This window comes from Pandoraea fibrosis (assembly GCF_000807775.2).
GTDB lineage: Bacteria > Pseudomonadota > Gammaproteobacteria > Burkholderiales > Burkholderiaceae > Pandoraea > Pandoraea fibrosis.
Map to the genome: position 1 here is coordinate 3906978 of NZ_CP047385.1, position 16258 is coordinate 3923235.

Annotated in this window: 10 protein-coding genes and 2 tRNA genes; 6 read left to right on the forward strand and 6 right to left on the reverse strand. The window is 62.7% G+C overall.

The window, feature by feature from the left end; translation table 11 throughout:
* Positions 1-129: 129 nt before the first annotated feature.
* A complete protein-coding gene (hrpA, locus tag PI93_RS17130; protein ID WP_407945369.1) occupies positions 130-4101 on the reverse strand; it encodes an ATP-dependent RNA helicase HrpA in 3972 nt (1323 codons plus the stop codon).
* Positions 4102-4325: 224 nt separating this feature from the next.
* Between hrpA and argA the strand changes: the two genes are divergently transcribed.
* Positions 4326-5675, forward strand: coding sequence for an amino-acid N-acetyltransferase (argA, locus tag PI93_RS17135; RefSeq protein ID WP_039371929.1), 1350 nt, complete (start codon positions 4326-4328; stop codon positions 5673-5675).
* Between the two features lie 194 nt (positions 5676-5869).
* Positions 5870-6145, forward strand: coding sequence for an oxidative damage protection protein (locus PI93_RS17140; protein ID WP_010804639.1), 276 nt, complete (start codon positions 5870-5872; stop codon positions 6143-6145).
* Between the two features lie 225 nt (positions 6146-6370).
* Here PI93_RS17140 and PI93_RS17145 read toward each other — a convergent pair whose 3' ends face one another.
* Together PI93_RS17145 and rpiA are read right to left on the reverse strand one after the other, a co-directional pair.
* On the reverse strand, positions 6371-7441 hold the full coding sequence (locus tag PI93_RS17145; protein WP_039371927.1) for a serine endopeptidase: 1071 nt from the start codon (positions 7439-7441) through the stop codon (positions 6371-6373).
* 15 nt (positions 7442-7456) lie between these two features.
* Complete coding sequence (rpiA, locus tag PI93_RS17150) at positions 7457-8149, reverse strand: ribose-5-phosphate isomerase RpiA (RefSeq protein ID WP_039371926.1); 693 nt, start codon at positions 8147-8149, stop codon at positions 7457-7459.
* Between the two features lie 127 nt (positions 8150-8276).
* Here rpiA and tal point away from each other — a divergent pair, with 127 nt between their 5' ends.
* Positions 8277-9227 carry a transaldolase gene (gene tal / locus PI93_RS17155; protein WP_039371925.1) on the forward strand — a complete coding sequence of 317 codons (951 nt, stop codon included), beginning with the start codon at positions 8277-8279 and terminating at the stop codon, positions 9225-9227.
* Between the two features lie 114 nt (positions 9228-9341).
* Here tal and rlmB read toward each other — a convergent pair whose 3' ends face one another.
* Together rlmB and rnr are read right to left on the reverse strand one after the other, a co-directional pair.
* Positions 9342-10115, reverse strand: a complete 774-nt coding sequence (rlmB, locus tag PI93_RS17160) for a 23S rRNA (guanosine(2251)-2'-O)-methyltransferase RlmB (protein ID WP_039371924.1) — start codon at positions 10113-10115, stop codon at positions 9342-9344.
* Between the two features lie 216 nt (positions 10116-10331).
* Entirely contained in the window at positions 10332-12887 is a 2556-nt protein-coding gene (gene rnr, locus PI93_RS17165; protein ID WP_039371923.1) for a ribonuclease R, read from the reverse strand.
* Between the two features lie 280 nt (positions 12888-13167).
* Between rnr and PI93_RS17170 the strand changes: the two genes are divergently transcribed.
* Positions 13168-13252 (forward strand) — tRNA-Leu (locus PI93_RS17170).
* Positions 13253-13570: 318 nt separating this feature from the next.
* Here the strand turns inward: PI93_RS17170 and PI93_RS17175 are convergent.
* Positions 13571-14557, reverse strand: a complete 987-nt coding sequence (locus tag PI93_RS17175; protein ID WP_039371922.1) for an aldo/keto reductase — start codon at positions 14555-14557, stop codon at positions 13571-13573.
* 135 nt (positions 14558-14692) lie between these two features.
* On the opposite strand from PI93_RS17175, the gene PI93_RS17180 reads away from it, so the two are divergent.
* Both PI93_RS17180 and PI93_RS17185 read left to right on the forward strand, forming a co-directional pair.
* Positions 14693-15607, forward strand: coding sequence for a LysR family transcriptional regulator (locus PI93_RS17180; RefSeq protein WP_039371919.1), 915 nt, complete (start codon positions 14693-14695; stop codon positions 15605-15607).
* Positions 15608-15764: 157 nt separating this feature from the next.
* Positions 15765-15849: transfer RNA gene (locus PI93_RS17185), tRNA-Leu, on the forward strand.
* Positions 15850-16258 lie beyond the last annotated feature (409 nt).

Genomic DNA, 16258 nt, shown 5'->3' on the forward strand with positions numbered 1-16258 from the left:
CGGCACTTCCTGATGTAGCGCAAACCGGCGACCGGACGGCCAGCAAAAATGGCGTCCGGAGGAAGTTCCGGACGCCATTTCCGAAGGACGCTTCGAGCGCAGAGCGAGACGCTTGTCTCGCCCCCCCCGTCAGCGCTGCAACGCTTCCCAGACCTTGTGCAACCGCTTGACCGACACTGGCATGGGCGTGCGCAATTCCTGGGCAAACAGCGAGACACGCAGTTCCTCGAGCAACCACCGGAACTCTTCGAGTCGCGCGTCGCCGTGATCGCGGCGTTGCGACGTCGCCCGCTGCCAGTTTTGCAGCAGCGGCCCAAGTTCGCTCATGGCACGCGCGTCACGCGCGGGGTCGGCCTTGAGCTTGTCGATGCGTCCCGTCATCGCCTTCAGATAACGCGGGAAGTGTGCCAACTGCGCGTATGGCGTATCGATCAGGAAGCGCTTGCCGACCAGTCGCTGCAATTGCGCCGTCAGATCGGCATACGCCTGCGCAAACGGCTTGGCTTGCGCCAGCTTCTTCTGCAACGCGGCGTACTCGGCGAGAATCTGCCCGGCCAGACGCGCGATCTCCTGCGCGAGCAAGGTAAGGCGCCCTCGCCCCTCGTCCTTACGCGCGACGAACGACGCGTTGTCGCTCGGCCACGGCAACTGAAGGCAAGCGCGCTCCAGCGCCAGATCGACAATCTGCTCGCGTAATTCCTCCTGCGTGCCCAGATTCATGTACTGCATCGCCATCTGTTGCAAGCCGGGGATGTTCTTTTCCAGATACTTCACCTGCTCACGCAACTGAATCGCGAAGAGCCGCCGCAGACCGGCGCGGTGCTGGCGTTGCGCCTCGTCCGGATCGTCGAACACCTCGAGATCGCAGTGATCGCCCCGGTCGACCAGCGCCGGGTAGCCGAACAGTGTCTGACCGCCACGACGGATTTCGAGCATTTCGGGCAGTTCGCCGAAACTCCACGTCGTCAGGTTGTCGTAACGGCCGGGCTCGACAGCAGCGGCCGCAGCGGTTTGCGTCGCCGGCTTGCCTGCGCCTTTGCCGTCCCCGCGCCCCGGCACCGACGTCGAAGCGGCCGGCACCGGCGCCCTCGCCTGCCCATCGGCCGCCGTGCCACCGGTCGGCGTCGCGCCGCTCTTCGCTGCGATCTGCTGGAATGTGCGCTGCGCCTGCTGGCCGAGTTCGGCGCGCAGTTGCGCAAGGTTGCGTCCCATCCCGAGCTGCCGCCCGTGCTCGTCGATCACCTTGAAGTTCATCGACAGGTGCGCCGGGAGCATTTCGAGCTTGAAGTCGCTCGACTTGAGCATCACACCGGTCAACTCTCGCGCATCGGCCATCAGGGCATCGAGCAGCGCGCCCTGCCCGAACGTCGCACGCTCCAGAAAGCCTGCCGCATATTCCGGGAGCGGCACGAAGTGACGCCGCAACTTCTGCGGCAGCGACTTCATCAACAGGTGCGCCTTCTCCTTGAGCATGCCCGGCACCAGCCATTCGCAGCGGCGCGCGTCGACTTGATTGAGCGCATAAAGCGGCACGGCAAGGGTCACGCCGTCGCGCGGCGATCCCGGTTCGAAGTGGTACGTGAGCGCCATTTCGATGCCGGCGATGGTCGTCTTTTTCGGGAACAGATCGGTGGTGACGCCGGCCGCCTCGTGACGCATCAAATCGTCGCGCACGAGATATAGCAACTTCGGCGTGCCCTTGGCCGTTTCGCGATACCAATGCTCGAAGCTCGTGCCGTCGTAGAGGTCTTCGGGCACGTTGGCGTCGTAAAACGCGTAGATCAGTTCGTCGTCGACGAGCACGTCCTGACGCCGCGACTTGTGCTCGAGTTGTTCGATGTCGGCGATCAACTTGCGGTTGTGCGCGAAGAACGGCAGCTTGGTCTCCCACTCGCCTTCCACGAGCGCGCTGCGCAGGAAGATTTCCCGGGCGCGACGCGGATCGCGCGGGCCGAAGTTCATGCGCCGGCGCGAGTAGATCGTCAGACCGTAGAGCGTGCCTCGTTCGTAGGCAGTGACTTGCGCCGCCTTTTTCTCCCAATGCGCGTCGGAGAGCGACGTCTTCACGAGGTGTTTGCCTACGCGCTCGATCCATTCGGGCTCGATGCGCGCGATGCACCGCGCATAAAGGCGGCTCGTCTCGACGAGTTCCCCAGCCATCACCCATCGCCCGGCCTTCTTCACGAGCGACGACCCCGGCCAGATATGGAACTTGATGCCGTGCGCGCCGAGGAAGTGCGGATCGTCATCGGCCTTGCAGCCGATGTTGCCCAACAGCCCCGCGAGGAGCGCCAGATGCAACTGCTCGTAGGTCGCCTCCGATTCGTTCAGACGCCAGCCCTGCTCTCTCACGACGGTGAGCAATTGACTGTGGACGTCGCGCCATTCGCGCAGGCGCAACTGCGACAGGAAGTTATCGCGGCACGCCTGTGCCAGCAGACGGTTCGATTTCTTGTGCGCAATCGCCTCTTCGAACCACTGCCAGATCTTGAGCCACGAGAGGAATTCGGACTTCTCGTCGGCAAACTTGCGATGCGCGTTATCGGCGGCGTCCTGTGCATCGATGGGCCGATCGCGCGGGTCCTGCACGGCGAGCGCGCTCGCGATGATGAGGACTTCGCGCAACGACTGGTGGTCGCGCGCGGCGAGGATCATGCGGCCCACGCGCGGATCGAGCGGCAGGCGCGCCAGTTCGCGCCCGAGGGGCGTGAGCTGGTTGGTGTCGTCGACGGCGCCGAGTTCGTTCAGAAGTTGATAGCCGTCGGCGATGGCGCGGCCCGGCGGCGGTTCGATGAACGGGAATTCCTCGACTTTCGCGAGTCGCAGCGACTGCATTCGCAGAATGACGGCGGCGAGCGACGAGCGCAGGATTTCCGGGTCGGTGAAACGCGCCCGCGACTGAAAGTCGGTTTCGTCATACAGACGGATACACACACCGTCGGCCACACGACCGCAGCGCCCCGCCCGTTGGTTGGCAGCCGCCTGCGAGATCGACTCGATCTGGAGTTGTTCGACTTTGTTGCGGTACGAATAGCGTTTGACGCGTGCGGTGCCCGCATCGACCACGTAGCGGATGCCGGGTACCGTGAGCGACGTTTCCGCCACGTTCGTCGCCAGCACGATGCGGCGCGCGTTGGACGGCTTGAACACGCGCTCCTGATCGGTTGCCGAGAGTCGGGCGAAGAGCGGCAGAATTTCGGTGTGCGGCGGGTGGTGTTTGCGCAGCGCCTCGGCCGCCTCGCGGATTTCGCGCTCGCCGGGCAGGAACACGAGCACGTCGCCCGAGCCTTCGCGGCAGAGTTCGTCGACGGCATCGACGATGCCGTCCATCAGATCGCGCTCGCGGTCCCGGGCACTGGCGCGGCTGCCCTCGCGCCCTTCGGCGTTGGCGATGCGCACGTCGTCCTGAATCGGCCGGTAGCGCACTTCCACGGGGTACAGACGGCCGCTCACCTCGATCACGGGCGCCGGGCGCAGATCGTCGCCCTCGCCGGTGCCGAAATGGCGGGCAAAGCGATCCGCGTCGATGGTGGCCGACGTGATGATGACCTTCAGGTCCGGGCGACGCGGCAGCAGTTGCTTGAGATAGCCGAGCAGGAAGTCGATGTTCAGACTGCGCTCGTGCGCCTCGTCGATGATGATGGTGTCGTAGGCGCGCAACAGCGGATCGGTCTGCGTCTCGGCGAGCAGAATCCCGTCTGTCATCAATTTGACAGACGCGCCGTTCGACAACGTGTCGTTGAACCGCACTTTGAAGCCGACGATCTCGCCCAGCGGCGTATTCAGTTCGTCGGCGATGCGGCGCGCCGTGGCAGACGCCGCGATCCGGCGCGGCTGGGTATGGCCGATGAGGCCGGTGCCGCCGGCACCGAGCCCGCGCCCGAGCGCCAGACATATCTTGGGAAGCTGGGTGGTTTTCCCCGACCCGGTCTCGCCGCTCACGATCACGACCTGGTGGCCGGCGATCGCGCGAGCGATCTCCTCGCGGCGGCCGGACACTGGCAACGCTTCGGGGAACTGGATCTCGGGAACGCGGTTGGCCGCAGCCTGCCGGGCGGCCAGGCGTTCGGCGTCGCGCGCATCGCGCTCGGCAGGCGTCAGGCGACGTCCGCCCGCAGGGCTCTGCCCACGCGCGGCACCCCCTGCGTCAGCGGGTTTGGAGGCGCCCTTGGCGGCCTTCCGGGTTGACGCCGTGGCCGTGGATTGGACACGCGTGTGCCCCGACGCCGTCACTTTCGGCTTCGGGGGCGGAGATTGTCGATTTCGTTCATCACTTGCCATGGGCGCGCATTATATAATCAGCGCATGTTTGCGCACGTACACCCATGCTGACCGAACCTGACCCCGCCCTACAAGACGAAGAGACCGCCCGCCAAGCCCAGTTCGTGGACTGGCTGCGATCGGTCGCCCCCTATATCCATGCGTTTCGCGACAAGACCTTCGTGGTCGCCTTCGGTGGCGAGCTTGTCGCCGCCGGCGGACTCGACTCGCTGATTCAGGACGTTGCGCTGCTGTGCGCCATGGGCATGCACATCGTGCTGGTGCACGGCTCACGCCCTCAGGTCGAGGAGCAGATGCGCCTGCGACATATCGAATCGCACTTTGCCCAGCAGTTGCGCATTACCGACGCGGCCGCACTCGAAGCGGTGAAGGAAGCGGCAGGTGAGCTGCGTCTGGACATCGAAGCCTCGATCAGCCAGGGGCTGCCGAACACGCCGATGGGCAATGCGCGCATCAGCGTGGTGTCGGGCAACTTCGTGACGGGCCGCCCGGTCGGCATCGTCGACGGCGTGGACTTCCAGCACACCGGCGTGGTGCGCAAGGTGGACGCCGAATCGATCCGCCTGTCGCTCGCCAACGGCAAGATCGTACTGCTCTCGCCACTGGGCTTTTCGCCCACGGGACAGTCGTTCAACCTGACGATGGAAGACGTGGCGTCGTCTGCCGCCATTGCGCTGCGGGCCGACAAGCTGATCTTCATCACCGAGACACCCGGCGTTCTGAACGAATACAACGAGTTACAGCACGAACTGACGCTCGAAGACGCCCAGCGCCTTCAGTCGCAAGGCACACTCGACCGCGACTCGGCCTTCTATCTGAAATACGCCACGCGCGCCTGCCGCGCCGGCGTCGGCCGCGCGCACATCGTGCCCTTCGCTCTCGATGGCAGCATGCTGCTCGAACTGTTCTCGCACGATGGCGTGGGCACCATGATCTCGTACGAGAACCTGGAAAGCCTGCGCGAAGCCACCATCGACGACGTCGGCGGTATTCTGCAACTCATCGAACCGCTCGAGTCCGATGGCACACTGGTACGCCGCGGCCGTCACCAACTGGAACGCGACATCGACCACTTCTCGGTGATCGAGCACGATGGACGCCTCTTCGGTTGCGCCGCTCTCTACCCGTATCCGTCGGAACGCATCGGCGAGATGGCCTGCCTGACAGTCGATCCGGAAGCCCAGGGCTCGGGGGACGGCGAACGCCTGCTCAAACACATCGAGCAACGCGCCCGCGCCCGCGGCCTGGAACGCCTGTTCGTGCTCACCACCCGCACCGAACACTGGTTCCTCAAACGCGGCTTCGTCAAGGCGGGTGTCGACGATCTTCCCGCCGACCGCCGACGCCTCTACAACTGGCAACGCCGCTCGCTGGTACTCATCAAGAAACTGTAACGACACATCGGCAGGCGGTGCGCATCTCCCAAGGTCTTCATTCCCTTGTCCCTTGTGTCTCGCGCCCCTGCCCCCATATCCGGTTTTCGGCCGCCGCGCTTCAACGCAACACGCCCCGTCATGCCCCCTCGGTAGACGAGCGCCAGCGCACAGCCCACCCTCACGCCACACTACGATTACGAAGGAGTTCACCCATGGCCCGCATGGTTCAATGCATCAAGCTCGGTAAAGAAGCCGAAGGTCTCGATTTCCCCCCCATGCCCGGTGAACTCGGCAAACGCCTCTGGGAAAGCGTCTCTAAGGAAGCATGGGCCGGCTGGCTCAAGCAACAAACCATGCTGATCAACGAGAATCGCCTCAATATGGCCGATCCCCGCGCCCGCCAATACCTCGTCAAGCAAACCGAGAAGTACTTCTTTGGCGATGGCGCCGACGTCGCTCAAGGGTATGTGCCGCCGCCTTCGGAATAAGTTCTTTTTTTATTTTTAAAGGCTTGGCTCGCGGAACACCTCCCCCCAGACGGATCGGGGCCCCTTTCCGCCTCTCAGACATAAACCCAACTCGCTGCAGAAAGGGGCCCCGATCCGTCCCCGCATACGCCTTCGGCAAGTCACGGATACGAACGCAAAAAAGGCCACACGCATCGCTTTCGTGTGGCCTTTTTCTTTTTTCGACGTCTCTCCCCCTTTGGGGCTTCAGGTTGTCTTGATTTGTGTGGCCTCTGTCGCACTTTCCGTCGAACGGGCCCCGCAGTGATGGCAAAAATGCGCAAACGCATTCTTGCGTGTCTTACATGTGCCGCATCGGTCGAACAAGCAAATGCCGCAATGTACGCAGAAGTCTCGATTCGGATCGTCCAGTTTTACCGGCCGCTCACACCCCGGACACACCGATTTCGCCAACCTCGCCTGCGCCAGATCGTACGACAATGTCTTGCGCCGCTCTTCGTCCGGCAACTGCTCTTCCGCCTTCTGCCTCGCCAGATAACTCTGCAACGATACGATCGCGTAACGACCTATCAACACCGTTAGCACGATGCCGACCACGTACCGCACATAGCCACCGTAGTCCGGTAGGTACGGCACCAACTCCACGAAGAACGCAAACAACGCGAAGAAGACGAAACCCCATACGAACGGCCACCACGTGCTCTTTCGCTGCCGCACGAAGAGCCAGCCCGCAACAGCCAGCAACGGCAATGTCAACGCCAGACGGATACCGAAGACTTTAAGGTCCTGCGAGCGCTGGACGGCCGCCAACTGTTCGCCCGCCGCCGTATTCAGCGCGTAACGCGCCGTGCGCGCCGTCTGGACCGCTCGCTGCGCTTCCAATTGCTTCGCTTCAAGCGTGTCGACTTGCGTCTGTGCGTCGCGCTCGGCCGCTTTGAGCGTGTCGAGCGCCCGGGTGCGCGATACGAGCTCCACATCCTGACTGGCCTGCGCCGTCGCCGTGCGCGTCGCCACCCAATCGTTGAACGACTCCCGCGCATTGCGATACGCCGTGCTGCGCGCCTTGAGCTGCAAACGCGCCGTCTCCAACTGGCTCTCGACATCTTCCAACTGCGTCTGCGCCTGCCGGATAGACGCGTCGGCACGCTCGGCCTGCCCCCGGTCAACGAACGAATCGAGTGTGGGCGCCGGGGCAACGCCCGGCAATTTGTCAACGACAAGCCCGCCAAGCCCAATCAGAAACGCCGCGAACAATACGGCGATCAACCACAGGCCACGACGGAACCAGGTTTCGGGAAGACGACGCGATCCAGCCATCCAGCCCTCCGACGATCAGTTTTTGTAGTCGATGGTGCGCACCCCTGCCGGCGTGCCCATCAGCGTGATATCCGCACCGCGTTGCGCAAAAAGCCCCACGGTCACTACACCCGGAATCTGGTTGATCTGAGCTTCGAACGCCACCGGGTCGAGAATCTGCAAGCCGTGAACGTCGAGGATCGCGCAGCCGTTGTCGGTCATGTACGGGCTGCCGTCGGCACGCACGCGCGCCTGCGGCTTGCCGCCGAGTGCCGTCAACGCGCGAGCCACGCTCGCCTGTGCCATCGGAATGACTTCCACCGGCAGCGGGAACACGCCGAGCACAGCGACTTCTTTCGATGCGTCGACAACGCAGACGAATTCCTTTGCCACGGAGGCGACGATCTTTTCACGCGTGAGCGCACCTCCTCCGCCCTTGATCATATGGCCCAGGGCATTGATCTCGTCGGCGCCGTCCACGTAGACAGGCAGGCTTTCGATCTGATTGAGGTCGAACACTTCGATGCCGTGCTTACGCAGGCGCTCGGTGCTGGCTTCGGAGCTGGAGACAGCACCGCGATAACGGCCTTTGTGGGCGGCGAGCGCATCGATAAAGCAGTTTGCCGTGGACCCGGTGCCCACGCCGATCACGCTGCCCTCAGGCACGTGTTGGTTCACATAGTCGGCGGCTGCCTGGCCGACCAGGCGCTTGAGTTCGTCTTGGGTCATGGGGATTTCCGGCAAAGTTTGGTAAAGTCGGAAGTTTACCGGAGTCGGGCGTGCCGCGCCGTTTTTCATCGCCGGGACGCATCCCGGACTTCATGTCACGCAGGGCATTTTTCGCAGGGGCGCTCTCATGAATCAGCTCGATCAGCTCAAACGTCATACCATCGTCGTCGCCGACACCGGCGACTTTCAGGCGATGGATGCCTATAAGCCGCAAGACGCGACCACGAATCCCTCACTGATTCTCGGCGCCGTTCAGAAAGACGCCTATCGTCCGATCCTCACGCGCGTGGTCAGCGAACATCGCACCGAATCCAGCGACGAAATCATCGACCGCCTGCTGATTGCTTTCGGTCGTGAAATTCTCGACATCGTGCCCGGTCGCGTGTCGACGGAAGTCGACGCGCGCCTGTCGTTCGACACCGCCGGCACCGTGGCCCGCGCCCGCAAGCTCATCGCGATGTACGAGGCGCATGGCATCGAGCGCGATCGCGTGCTCATCAAGATTGCGTCCACGTGGGAAGGGATTCGCGCCGCCGAGATTCTCGAGCGCGACAATATTCGCTGCAATATGACGCTGCTCTTCTCACTGGTGCAAGCCGCTGCGTGTGCCGAAGCGGGCGCACGGCTGATTTCGCCGTTCGTCGGCCGGATCTACGACTGGTACAAGAAGTCGGCAGGCGCCAACTGGGTGGAGGCGGACAACGCCGGCGCCAACGACCCCGGCGTGCGCTCGGTCGCCGCCATCTATCGCTATTACAAGCACTTTGGCTACGACACGGAAGTCATGGGGGCGAGCTTCCGCTCGACCGGGCAGATTCTGGCGCTTGCTGGCTGCGATCTGCTGACGATCAGCCCCGCGCTGCTCGAACAACTCCGCACGACGGAAGGTGAAGTGCCCCGTCAACTCTCCCCGAAAGACGCTCGCGCCGAGAACATCGATCGCGTGAAAACCGACGAGCCGTCGTTCCGCTTCGCCCTCAACGACGACGCGATGGCCACGGAAAAACTCGCAGAAGGCATTCGCGCCTTTGCCGCCGACGCCATCAAGCTCGAAGGCCTGATCGACGCCGCACGCTAAGCGAACCACGCGCAACGCATTACCCGTCAACGTTGCCCGGCGAACACTCGCCGGGCAACGCTGGCTGTCCTGCCCACGCGGAAGTTCGCGCGACGTAGGCCTCGACTGGGCGCGTTACTTGGCGCTCTTGGCAGCCACGGCGCGCTGGCGCACCGCTTCATACAGGCAAACGGCGCTCGCCACCGAGACGTTCAGGCTTTCGCAGCCGCCGGCCATCGGAATGCTCATCAATTCGTCGCAGGTCTCGCGCACGAGGCGGCGCATGCCCTCGCCTTCTGCTCCCATGACGATTGCCATCGGCCCGGTCAGCTTGGTGCCGTAGATGTCTGCGGGCGCATCGTCGGAGGTGCCCACGACCCAGATGCCGCGCTCCTGCAATTCGCGCAGGGTGCGCGAGAGGTTCGTCACCATGATGTACGGCACGGTCTCGGCAGCGCCACTCGCGACTTTGGCCGCAGTCGCGTTCAGGCCGACAGCGCGATCTTTCGGCGCGATCACGGCATGCGCGCCCGCCCCGTCTGCAACGCGCAGACACGCGCCGAGATTGTGCGGATCGGTCACACCGTCGAGCACCAGCAGCAGCGGCGGCCCGGAAATGCCATCGAGCAGTTCGTCGAGATTGAGCGCCAGCGAGACTTCCTGAGCCCGCGCGACAACCCCTTGGTGGCGCGACGAACCGGCCATGCCGTCGAGACGCTTGCCGTCGGCCTGAATGACCTTGATCTTGACGCCAGGCGCCCCTTTGACCGACTCGACGTGCTTCAGGAAGTCCGTCATGCGGCGATCGCGACGGCTCGGGTCGTAGTAGATTTCTTCGACGCTGCCCGCGTCGTGGCGCAGACGCGCGGTCACGGCGTGAAAGCCGAACAGCATTTTCAATTGACTCATTTCACATCCTCAAAATAGCGTGCGCCCGCACGGCCGTTCGCAACTGCCGCCGCACAAAGCACGACGGCGGCGGAGCCCGTATAGGCCACCGCCGCCGCAATCCATCGCGGGCATCAGATGCCGGTCGCTACCGGCACAAGGCGCCCATCTTACTGCAAACCGCACATCGCACCGCGCATCGAAACCCGACGCATCGACCGCAACGCGATGCGCGCATCAACGACGCTGCTTCTTCGCCGGACCTCCCGGACGCTTCGCAGGCGCTTTCCCGCCACCGCCCGTGCGCTTGGTCGGCGGCGCCGCGCCACGTTCGGCACGCGCATCTTTCACCTTCGCCGATTTCGGCTTGGCGGGATGCTTGCCCGCCGGCGCCAGTTGCACACCGTTGAGCAGCGCCCCGCCCTTGGGCAATTGGCGAATGGTCGGGCCAGCGCTCGCCGAACCGGCCATGCCGGGCGTACCGGCAGCCGGTGCCGGCACCGGTGCGCCGCCCCGTTCCACGCGTCCAGACGTCTTGGCGAGTGTGCGGGCGTTCGGCTCACGCACGAGGCGGAAGTCGATCTTGCGGGCGTCCAGATCCACGCGGCTCACTTGCACGCGAACGCGGTCGGTGAGGCGGTAGCGAATGCCGGTTCGTTCGCCGCGCAGTTCATGACGCACCTCGTCGAACTGGAAGTAATCGCTGCCCAGTTCCGTGACATGCACGAGGCCTTCGATGAAGAGATCGTCGAGCTGCACGAAGATGCCGAACGACGTGACGGCGCTGACCGTGCCACCGTACTCTTCGCCGAGCTTGTCGCGCATGAAGTAGCACTTGAGCCAGGCTTCGACGTCGCGCGAGGCTTCGTCCGCACGACGTTCGTTCGCCGAGCAATGCAGGCCGAGTTCTTCCCAGATCGCATCGCGCTTCTTCGCGCTCGGGGTCTTCTTCTGCTTCGCGGCGTCGTCGTCCTTTTGCAGCTTGCGCGCATGCGGCGACAGCCCTGTCGTCAGTTCGACCCCGACCGGAATTTCCGGCTCGTACTTCTTGCCGGCAAGAATCGCCTTGATCGCACGGTGCGTGAGCAAGTCCGGATAGCGGCGAATCGGGCTGGTGAAGTGCGTGTAGGCCGGATAGGCGAGACCGAAGTGACCGATGTTGTCCGGACTATAGACCGCTTGCTGCATGGAGCGCAGCAGCATGGTCTGAAGCATGGGCGCATCGGGACGCGATTCGATCTGCGTCATCAGTTCCGAGTAATCGGAGGTCGCGGGCTCGTCTCCCCCGCCGAGCGAGAGCCCGAGGGTTTTGAGGAACGTGCGCAGCACCTGAAGACGTTCGCCCGAAGGGCCTGCGTGAATACGGTACAGGCCCGGTTGCTTGTGACGCTTGAGAAAATCGGCAGCGCACACGTTGGCCGTGAGCATGCACTCTTCGATAAGACGATGAGCATCGTTACGCGTGCGGGGCAGGATCTGTTCGATCTTGCCTTGCGCGTTACAAACGATGTAGGTCTCCGTCGAATCGAACTCGATGGCGCCGCGCGATTTACGGGCCTTGGCCAGCACCTTGTACAGGTCGTACAGATTCTGCAGATGCGGCAGCAATGCGGCACGGCGTTGCGCTTCGGCGCCCTTGGTATTCCCGAGCACGGCCGCGACTTCCGTGTAGGTCAGACGCGCGGCCGAGTGAATGACGGCCTGATAGAACTGGTAGGCCTTCACCTCGCCGTTCGGTGCGACGAGTGCGTCGCACACGAGGACACAGCGATCGACGTCGGGATTGAGCGAGCACAGACCGTTCGAGAGCTTTTCCGGGAGCATCGGGATGACGCGTCGCGGGAAATAGACCGAGGTGCTGCGTGTCAGGGCGTCGGCGTCGAGGGGACCGCCGGCGGTGACGTAGTGCGAGACGTCGGCGATGGCGACGATGAGGCGGTAGCCGTTCGTCCGGCCGATTTTGACAGGCTCGCAGTAGACCGCATCGTCGAAGTCGCGCGCATCTTCCCCATCGATCGTGACGAGCGGGACGTCGCGCAGATCGATGCGATGACGCAGATCGGGGGCGCGAACGTCGTCGGGGAGTGCACCGGCAGCGGCGAGCGCTTCGGCGGAGAACTGGTGAGGAACGCCATACTTGCGCACGGCGATTTCGATTTCCATGCCAGGGTCGTCGATGTCGCCGAGCACTTCCGAGACGCGGCCGATGGGTTGGCTATAACGGCTGGGGTAATCGGTGAGTTCGACGGAGACGACTTGTCCGACCTTGGCCTTGCCTTGCGCGCGGGGCGGAATGAGGATGTCGTGGCCGATGCGTTTGTCTTCGGGGGCAACGACCATCACGCCGTTCTCATTGAGAAGGCGGCCGATGACATGGGTGTTGGCGCGGCTGACCACCTCGACGATATGACCTTCCGGGCGGCCGCGGCGATCATAGCCGGCGATACGCAGGAGAACACGATCGTTGTGCATGACCTTCTTCATCTCCTCGTTGGGGAGGAAGAGGTCGTCGCCATCATCGTCGCGCACGGCGAAGCCATAGCCGTCGCGATGGCCGATGACACGGCCGGCGATGAAGTTCGAGGGATGGGTCAGTTGATAGTAGCCGCGGCGGTCGAGGCGAATCTGGTCATCGCGTTCCATCGCGGCGAGGCGCTTGAAGAAGCCTTCGCGCTCCTGCTTTTTGATGGCCAGGGCTTCGGCGATATCGTTGGCGGACAGCGCGGAGTCGGCGGTGCGCAGGACACCGAGGATTTCTTCGCGGCTCGGGATCGGATAGGGATATTTGCTCAAAGGTCGGTAGCGTTACTGTGCCGGTTGAGTCCGGCCGAGTGGCGCACCATGCGCCCGACGGTCCGTGGTGGTTGTGCGTAGCGCGGATAGCGGCGTCGCACAGTCAGGGACAATCATACGGCAAACCTCGCGAAAACTTCCACCTGTGCGGAATTTGAGCGTGGGGCTGAGGGAGAGTGAAGGAAAAGAAAATTTTTTCCGCACAAGTGTTGACACTCCCGCACGTTATCCGCATAATCTCACTTCTTCGCAGCAAGCAAGCAGTAAGCGAGCTGACGGGGCCCAGATGGCGGAATTGGTAGACGCACTAGTTTCAGGTACTAGCGGGTAACACCGTGGAGGTTCGAGTCCTCTTCTGGGCACCAACCAAATACAAAAAAAGCCGATGATCTTAGATCATCGGCTTTTTTCATATGTGCCCAGAAAGCAATGTGCTTGAGCACATTGCGTGGGGACTCGAAAGGCATCGCTTGCAAGCGATGCCGGGGTCGCGGAACGTGACCGAGTCCTCTCGGCGCCGCAGGCGTCGTAGGGGGGCTGGCACGATCACCGATGCTGGCCTTATTGACGGTTTGGACGGTTTGGACGGTTTGGACGGTTTGGACGGTTTGGACGGTTTGAACGTTCTTAATCGTCATTCGGCAAACAACCCGCCGGAGTCCGAACCGCCGACGCCCCCCCCCTTACCCCTTCACATCACGCAACGGCGGCGCCATGAATTCCGGGCCGACAGGCGACGTCACGTGTTTCGCCAGGATGGCGTCGATATCGGCGAGTTGCCAGCCAAAGGCCTCGTGAACGCCCTCCAGCTGAGCCGGGCGCCGGGCACCCCAAAGCGCTACCGTCGGCCCTTGATCCAGCACCCAGCGAATGGCCAGTGCAAGCACCGATTTGCCGTGACGATCCCGCGCGAGTTCCTTGAGCGCGTCGACAGCCGCGAGGTACTGCGCAAAGCGAGGCGACTGGAACTTCGGATCGGACCTGCGCAGATCGTCGCCATCGAATGTCGTATTCACGGTCATCCGCCCCGAGAGCAGTCCCCGGCAAAGCGCGCCGTAGGCGAGCACAACCAGCTTTTCACGCTTGGCGTATGGCAGCACGTCGCGATCGATCGCGCGCTCGAAGATGTTGTACGGAGGCTGCACGGTCGCAAGCGGTGCGGCGCGCCGGAACGTGTCCATCTGTTCGGGTGAAAAGTTGCTCACACCGATGGCACGAATCTTCCCTGCCTCGCGCAATTTCTCCAGCACGGCGGCCGTTTCGTCGAACGGCACAAGCGTGTCCGGCCAGTGGATCTGGTAGATATCGATGTAGTCGGTACGCAGGCGTCGCAGCGAGTCTTCCAGCTCTTTCTGTATACGCGCGGGCGTCGAATTGCGCCGGATACCGTTCTCCCCCCACTCCAGCGCGACTTTAGTCGCGATCACGGCTCGATCGCGCAGCCCCTCCAGAGCGCGACCCACCACCTCTTCCGAGTGGCCAAATCCATACACCGGCGCGGTGTCGATCAGATTGATGCCGCGCTCGACGGCGCTGCGAATCGTGGCGATGGATTCGGCATCGTCCGAGCCACCCCACATCGCGCCGCCGATGGCCCAGGTGCCGAGCCCGATGCGACTCACAGGCTTATCGATAGTGAGAATGTGTAGCGTTTCCGTCACGTCGCTCATGCCGCTTCTCCAGAATCAAAAGGAAATATGTAAAATTTAGCTCATAAAAAATTGAATATTGTTCAACGGACACTTAATACGTTGGGCTTGTCGGGTGCTTTTGGTTTTTGTTGCTTGATACTTGTTGAGAACTACATGCCTGCCTTCACTCGCGGCGAGCTTGCCGATTTGAACGTTTTTGTCACCATCTGCCGCCGGCAGAGTTTCCGGGAGGCCGCCACTGAGTTAGGTGTGACGACCTCGGCCCTGAGTCATGCGATGCGCAATCTCGAAGCGCGTCTGGGCGTGAAATTGCTGAACCGCACGAGTCGCTCGGTATCGCCGACGGCGGCGGGGGCCGCCTTGGCGAAGGAATTGGAACAGGGCCTTGAGCAGATTGCATCGGCGATTGGTGCGCTGGATCGATATCGCGCGTCGCCTGCGGGCCGATTGCGCCTGAACGTGCCCCGCGATGCGGCGCGCCTGTTGCTGGACCCCATCTTGCCGCGCTTTGTGGCGTCGTATCCGGACATCGAGCTGGATATCACCGTGGATGACCGGATGCTCGATATTGTGGCGGAGGGGTTTGACGCGGGGATGCGATATGGCGACACGGTGCCGGGCGACATGATCGCGACGCCGTTGACGCCGGCGCTGAAGTGGATTGTCGTGGGCGCACCGGCATACTTTGCGCAGCATGGCCGCCCGAAGGTGCCCCAGGATCTGATGTCGCACAATTGCATACGGATGCGATTGGGGGACAACACGTTGTACAAGTGGGAGTTGGGGAATGGGTCGACGGCACTAGAGCTGGATGTGCCGGGCGCGCTGAGCATCAACGAGAGCGATGGCGTGATTGCTGCGGCGGTCGGCGGCTTGGGATTGGGCTATGTACTCGAGCGCAACGTGTCGAAGGAGTTGTCCAATGGCACGTTGGAGGCGGTGTTGATGGACTGGGCCGTGAATGGTCCGCCGTTGTCGATGTATTACCCGAGCCGGCGTCAGACGTTACCGGGATTGCGTCATTTGATCGATATGATTCGATCGGAGCACATGGGACGCGCGGCGTAGCAACAGAAGCGATCTGAGTGATTTGGGAAGGAGGCGAGGTGAGTTCGGCGGGCGTGAAAGTTTTTTGAATTTCGCACGCAAACCTGTTGACAGCCAATTTCCCTTTCGGCATAATCTTTTTTCTTCGCAGCGAGCAAGCAGTAAGCGAGCTGACGGGGCCCAGATGGCGGAATTGGTAGACGCACTAGTTTCAGGTACTAGCGGGTAACACCGTGGAGGTTCGAGTCCTCTTCTGGGCACCAACCAAATACAAAAAAGCCGATGATCTTAGATCATCGGCTTTTTTCATATGTGCCCGGAAAGCAATGTGCTTGAGCCCATTGCGTAGGGACTTGAAAGGCATCGCTTGCAAGCGATGCCGGGGGCTGGCGCCATCACCGATGCTGGCCTAACAAGGGTTCGGTTTCAACGTCTCTTCCCTTCCCCCGCCCCCAAATCCCACCGTCGTAATAAGCATCCAACGAAAAAATAGTTGCCCACGCCTATGTGCGTGGGGAGGATGGTTGTTTTGCTGAGGACATGGCATATACGGGTGGGCGGTGATGCAGGACGAGACACGAGCTAGGCGAAACATAGGGGATCGGCCAACGGTTCAACACGGATTTTCCGAGGAGAATCCGGACCCTTCGAGCCATACTGGCCACCCGGATC